A 5,501-nucleotide genomic window follows, 5' to 3' on the forward strand; every position below is an offset into this window, starting at 1 on the left:
CGGCAGCGCCGACTACTGGTCCTCGTCGGTGGGCAACCTGGACGTCCACTACTCGTCGGGCGTCGCGAACCACTTCTTCTACCTCCTGAGCGAGGGCAGCGGTTCGAAGACGATCAACGGGGTGACGTACAACTCGCCCACGTACAACGGCTCCACGGTCACCGGCATCGGCCGCGCCAAGGCGCTGCAGATCTGGTACAAGGCGCTGACGACGTACTTCACGTCGACGACCACCTACAAGTCGGCCCGCACCGGCACGCTGAGCGCGGCGGCGGCGCTGTACGGCTCCGGCAGCACCGAGTACAACGCGGTGGCGGCCGCCTGGAGCGCGGTCAACGTCAGCTAGGGTCAGGTGCTTTGGGCGGCACCCGGGAGGAAGGCATTCCGGGTGCCGCCCTACGCTTGGGTCCCATGTCTGGGAGGGACTTCACATACGAGGACGTCGGCGCGACCCGTCGCGCGGGCTTCTGCCCCCAGGGCTTCCACGCCCTGCACGTCCGCACGCGCATCGGCGAGGGCGAGAAGGTCTTCCGCCGTGCCTCGGAGGCGGTCCTCTCCTGGGAGATGCACCGTGCGCTGGGCGTCGGCATCGAGGCGTCCGGGGACCGGGCGGCCCCCGACGTGGACGTCACGGTCACCCTCGCGGGCCTCATCAAGGCCCCCTGCCGCGTGGTCTGGACGGTCGAGGAACCCCGCCGCGCGGGCTGGGCCTACGGCACCCTGACCGGCCACCCCGAATGCGGCGAGGAGTCCTTCGTCGTGGAACGCACCGGCGACGGCACGGTCTGGCTCACGGTCTCCGCCTTCAGCCGCCCGGCGAAGTGGTACGCGAGGGCGGGCGGAGCGGCGACGCGCGGCCTCCAGCACGCCTACGCCCGCCGCTGCGGCAAGGTCCTGCGGAGCCTGTGCGCCCCCGACGCCCCGCGGTGGTGACCGGCGCGGCGAGGAGGGCGCGGCTGACCTCGGCGCACGCCCCCCTTGCCCAGGTCGCTCTCAGCGCATCAGTACCCCCGCCCCCTCTCCCATCTCCTCCGACGGCACCGCCACCAGGCCCAGTTCCGCGCTGGAGGCGAGCAGGCGGTGGGACGGCAGGATGCGGACCGTGTAGCCGTAGGGGCCCGTGCGGTCGAGGGACAGGGGGCCCTCGTAGCACCAGTGGCCCTCCTGGTCGGGGCCGCCCGACGGCTTCAGGGGGACCGTCGTCGCGTCCGTGAGGCGGTCCTCCGGGTCGACGCGGCCGGAGACGGCCTGGACCTCGACGTCGTCGGGGCCGAGGTCGCCGAGGCGGACCCGGACGCGGAGGCTGAGGGTGGTGCCCAGCTCCGCGGTGGGTGTGGCCGCCGAGGTCTCCACGTGGTCCACCGTCACGCCGTGCCAGGCGGCCCGCACCCGCCCCTTCCACGCCGCCAGTTCGCGCGCCGCGTCCGCGGTCATCGCGCGGTGCGCGTGCGCGGCCGGTGTGTAGAGGCGCTCGACGTACTCGCGGACCATGCGGCCGGCCAGCACCTTCGGGCCGAGCAGGGAGAGGGTCTGGCGGACCATCTCGATCCAGCGGTCGGGCAGGCCGTGCTGGCCGCGCTCGTAGAAGCGGGGCGCCACCCGCTGCTCCAGGAGGTCGTACAGCGCCGCCGCCTCTATGTCGTCGCGGCGGTCCGGGTCCGTGCCAGCGCCGTCCGCCGTGGGGATCGCCCAGCCGAAGTCCGGCTGGAACCACTCGTCCCACCAGCCGTCCAGCACCGAGAGGTTCAGGCAGCCGTTCAGCGCCGCCTTCATGCCGCTGGTCCCGCACGCCTCCAGCGGGCGCAGGGGGTTGTTCAGCCAGATGTCGCAGCCGGGGTAGAGCTTCTGGGCCATCGCCATGCCGTAGTCGGGCAGGAACACGATGCGGTGGCGCACGCGCGGGTCGTCGGCGAACCGGACCAGCTCCTGGACCAGCCGCTTGCCGCCGTCGTCGGCGGGGTGCGCCTTGCCGGCGACGACGATCTGGACGGGCCGCTCGGGGTGCAGCAGGAGGTCCATCAGACGGTCGCGGTCGCGCAGCATCAGCGTCAGGCGCTTGTACGAGGGGACCCGCCGCGCGAACCCGATGGTCAGCACGTCCGGGTCCAGCACGCCGTCGATCCAGCCCAACTCGGCCGTGCCCGCCCCGCGTTGCCGCCAGGAGGCGCGCAGCCGCCGCCGCACCTCGTCCACCAGCTGCTCGCGCAGGCTGCGGCGCAGCTCCCAGATGTCCTGGTCGGGGATGTCCGCCACCGCGTCCCAGCGGTCCGAGCCGCCGACGGTCAGCGCGTCCTCGGTGCGCTGGGCGCCGATCTGCCGGGCGCCGAGGCGGAAGACCTCGGGGGCCACCCAGGTGGGCGCGTGGACGCCGTTGGTGACGGAGGTGATCGGCACCTCGTCGGCATCGAACCCGGGCCACAGGCCGGAGAACATCTCGCGGCTGACGTGCCCGTGCAACAGCGAGACGCCGTTGGCGCGCTGGCCCAGGCGCAGGCCCATCACGGCCATGTTGAAGAGGTTGGGTTCGCCGCCGGGGTAGGTCTCCATGCCGAGCTGCAGGACGCGTTGCAGGTCGATGCGCGGGAGTTCGGCGTCGGGGCCGAAGTGGTGGGCGACGAGCTCGCGGTCGAAGCGGTCGATGCCGGCCGGGACCGGGGTGTGGGTGGTGAAGACGGTGCCGGCCCGGACGGCTTCGAGGGCCGAGTCGAAGTCCAGCCCCTCGGCGCAGAGTTCGGCGATGCGTTCGAGGCCGAGGAAGCCGGCGTGGCCCTCGTTGGTGTGGAAGACCTCGGGTGCGGGGTGGCCGGTCAGCCGGCAGTACGTCCGTACGGCCCGGACACCCCCTATGCCGAGCAGCATCTCCTGGAGCAGGCGGTGCTCGCTGCCGCCGCCGTAGAGCCGGTCGGTCACCCCGCGCTCGCCGAGGTCGTTCTCCTCGACGTCGGAGTCCAGCATCAGCAGCGGCACCCGGCCCACCTGGGCCAGCCAGATCCGGGCGTGCAGCTGCCGGCCGCCGGGCAGGGCGAGGGAGACCTGGGCGGGGGTGCCGTCGGGCTCCTTCAGCAGGGCCACGGGCAGTTCGTTGGGGTCGAGGACGGGATAGTGCTCCTGCTGCCAGCCGTCCCGGGACAGGCTCTGGCGGAAGTAGCCGTGGCGGTAGAGCAGTCCGACGCCGATCAGGGGCACGCCGAGGTCGCTGGCCGCCTTCAGATGGTCGCCGGCCAGGATGCCGAGGCCGCCGGAGTACTGGGGCAGGGCGGCGGTGACGCCGAACTCGGGAGAGAAATAGGCGATGGCGGCGGGCAGTTCACCGGACTGGGTCTGGTACCAGCGCTCACCGGTCACATAGTCGTTCAGATCGTCGGCGACGGCGGTCAGCCGGCGCAGGAACCGGCGGTCCTCGGCCAGCTCCGCAAGCCGCGCGGGCGGCACACTGCCCAGCAGCCGTACGGGATCGCCGTCCGAGGCCGCCCAGCGCTCGGGGTCGACGGACTGGAAGAGGTCACGCGTCTCCGCGTGCCAGGACCAGCGCAGGTTGCGCGCCAGGTCGCTGAGCGGCAAAAGGGGTTCGGGCAGAACGGGTCGGACGGTAAAACGACGGATAGCCTTCACTTGCCACCTCGTCAGGCGTGCGGAAGAGGACCCACGACGGTGTGGGTCCCATCGTCGACTTCGACGGTATCGGGCCGAGGGGCTCCGTAACCACGGGACGTCGTACGCCACCGTACAGCGGCGGACCGTCCGAAAAGCGGCGCAACCTTCGCGCGTCCCCCATGGCGGACATGGCCGATTCCGCCCCCATGGGCGCCCTTGTGGGGCTTCACACCGCACGAGAGGCTGCCAAGTGGAGTCAAGGGAGGGGAACTCGACCATGGCACGGACGCGCATCCGGCGTCTGCGCCGGGCAGCCGGCCTCACCGCGGCGACCTGTGCCGTCGCCCTGTCGGCCGGCACCCTGCCCGCGCACGCCGCACCACCCGGGCGGATACTCGGCGCCGGACGACCCGGTTCCGTCAGCGGCAGCTACCTGGTGACGCTCAAGGGGGGAACACGGGCCCCGTCGGCGGCCGGACAGGCCGTCGCCGCGGTGTACGGGGCGAGAATCAGCCATACCTACGGCACGGTCCTCAACGGCTACGCGATCACGGCGAACGAAAGACAGGCCCGCCTCCTCGCGGCCGACCCGCGGGTCGCCTCGGTCGTCCAGGACACCCGCGTGAGCCTGGACCGCACCCAGAAGAACCCGCCGTCCTGGGGCCTGGACCGCATCGACCAGCCGGACCTGCCGCTGGACGGGAGCTACCGCTGGCCGCGGTCGGCGGGCGCCGGGGTGACGGCGTACGTGATCGACACCGGCGTCCGGATCACCCACCGGGACTTCGGCGGACGGGCGAGTTACGGCTGGGACTTCGTCGACGGCGACCGGACGGCCGCCGACGGCAACGGCCACGGCACCCATGTCGCCGGCACCGTCGCCGGCCGCGCCTACGGCGTCGCCAAACAGGCCAAGGTGGTCGCCGTGCGAGTCCTGGACGACTCCGGGTCCGGTACGACGGCGCAGGTCATCGCCGGTATCGACTGGGTGACCCGGCACGCGCGCAAGCCGGCCGTCGCCAACCTCAGCCTGGGCGGCACCCACAACGCCCAGCTGGACGCGGCCGTGCGCACCTCGATCGCCTCCGGCGTGACGTACGCCGTGGCGGCGGGCAACGACGGGCTGCCGGCCGGCCCGTCCTCGCCGGCGGACGTGCGGCAGGCCCTCACGGTCGGCGCGACCGACCGGACGGACGCGCGGGCGGGCTTCTCGGACTTCGGCCCCGCCCTGGACCTGTTCGCCCCGGGCGTGTCGATCACCTCGGCGTCGTACACGAGCGACACCGGCAGGGCCACCTTCTCCGGTACCTCGATGGCGACCCCGCACGTGACGGGAACAGCAGCTCTTTACCTGGCCGGCCACCCGAGGGCCACGCCGGCCCAGGTCGCCCGCGCGCTCGTCGGACTGGCCGTTTCCGGCAAGGTTTCCGGCCGGGGGCCCGGCTCACCGGACAAACTACTGCGAGTGCCGTCGCCGTAGCACTGTGTTCACATTCCGGCCTCGTTCCCGTGGAGCGAGGCCGGTCTTGTGCGCCGACAGACGCGTGAGTAGTTAACAAAGTGCCGGATTGCCCACTCGCATAGGGTGGGAAGGCTCCTCCGGTACGACCCTCAGGAACACCACAGGGACCATACGCAGGACCCACCTCCCCACAGTCATCCGCCCACCCACGTTGACGCGGACAGGAGCGGTCATGCCCGCCACGCACCACTCGTCACCACCCCCGACGCGCAGCACCGACGCAGCGCCCCCGATCCCCGCCGACACGGCACCGCCGGTCCCGGAGCCACCCTCCGCAGGCGACGCCGCCGGCATCGGGCGCATCCCCATCCTCGACGTCCGTCCGGTCGTCCACCACGGCCGCCGGCCCGCCAAGGCGGTCACCGGCGAGTCGTTCGAGATCTCG

General features: G+C 72.5%; 5 protein-coding genes. 4 read left to right on the top strand and 1 reads right to left on the bottom strand.

Features of this window, described 5'->3' with window-relative positions:
- Together ACYF6T_RS44170 and ACYF6T_RS44175 are read left to right on the top strand one after the other, a co-directional pair.
- On the top strand, window positions 1-346 hold a 346-nt coding region (locus ACYF6T_RS44170), incomplete at its 5' end, for a M4 family metallopeptidase (protein WP_461703640.1).
- Window positions 347-411: 65 nt separating this feature from the next.
- Window positions 412-933 carry a DUF1990 domain-containing protein gene (locus ACYF6T_RS44175; RefSeq protein ID WP_461703641.1) on the top strand — a complete coding sequence of 174 codons (522 nt, stop codon included), beginning with the start codon at window positions 412-414 and terminating at the stop codon, window positions 931-933.
- 60 nt (window positions 934-993) lie between these two features.
- Here the strand turns inward: ACYF6T_RS44175 and ACYF6T_RS44180 are convergent, their stop codons facing one another.
- Window positions 994-3,612 carry a glycosyltransferase family 1 protein gene (locus ACYF6T_RS44180; RefSeq protein ID WP_461703642.1) on the bottom strand — a complete coding sequence of 873 codons (2,619 nt, stop codon included), beginning with the start codon at window positions 3,610-3,612 and terminating at the stop codon, window positions 994-996.
- A 259-nt stretch (window positions 3,613-3,871) separates the two neighbouring features.
- On the opposite strand from ACYF6T_RS44180, the gene ACYF6T_RS44185 reads away from it, so the two are divergent.
- Complete coding sequence (locus tag ACYF6T_RS44185) at window positions 3,872-5,074, top strand: S8 family peptidase (RefSeq protein WP_461703644.1); 1,203 nt, start codon at window positions 3,872-3,874, stop codon at window positions 5,072-5,074.
- Window positions 5,075-5,288: 214 nt separating this feature from the next.
- Window positions 5,289-5,501 (top strand): maltotransferase domain-containing protein (locus tag ACYF6T_RS44190; protein WP_461703645.1); only part of this gene is annotated, 213 nt, incomplete at its 3' end.

This window comes from Streptomyces sp. 7R007 (assembly GCF_054850255.1).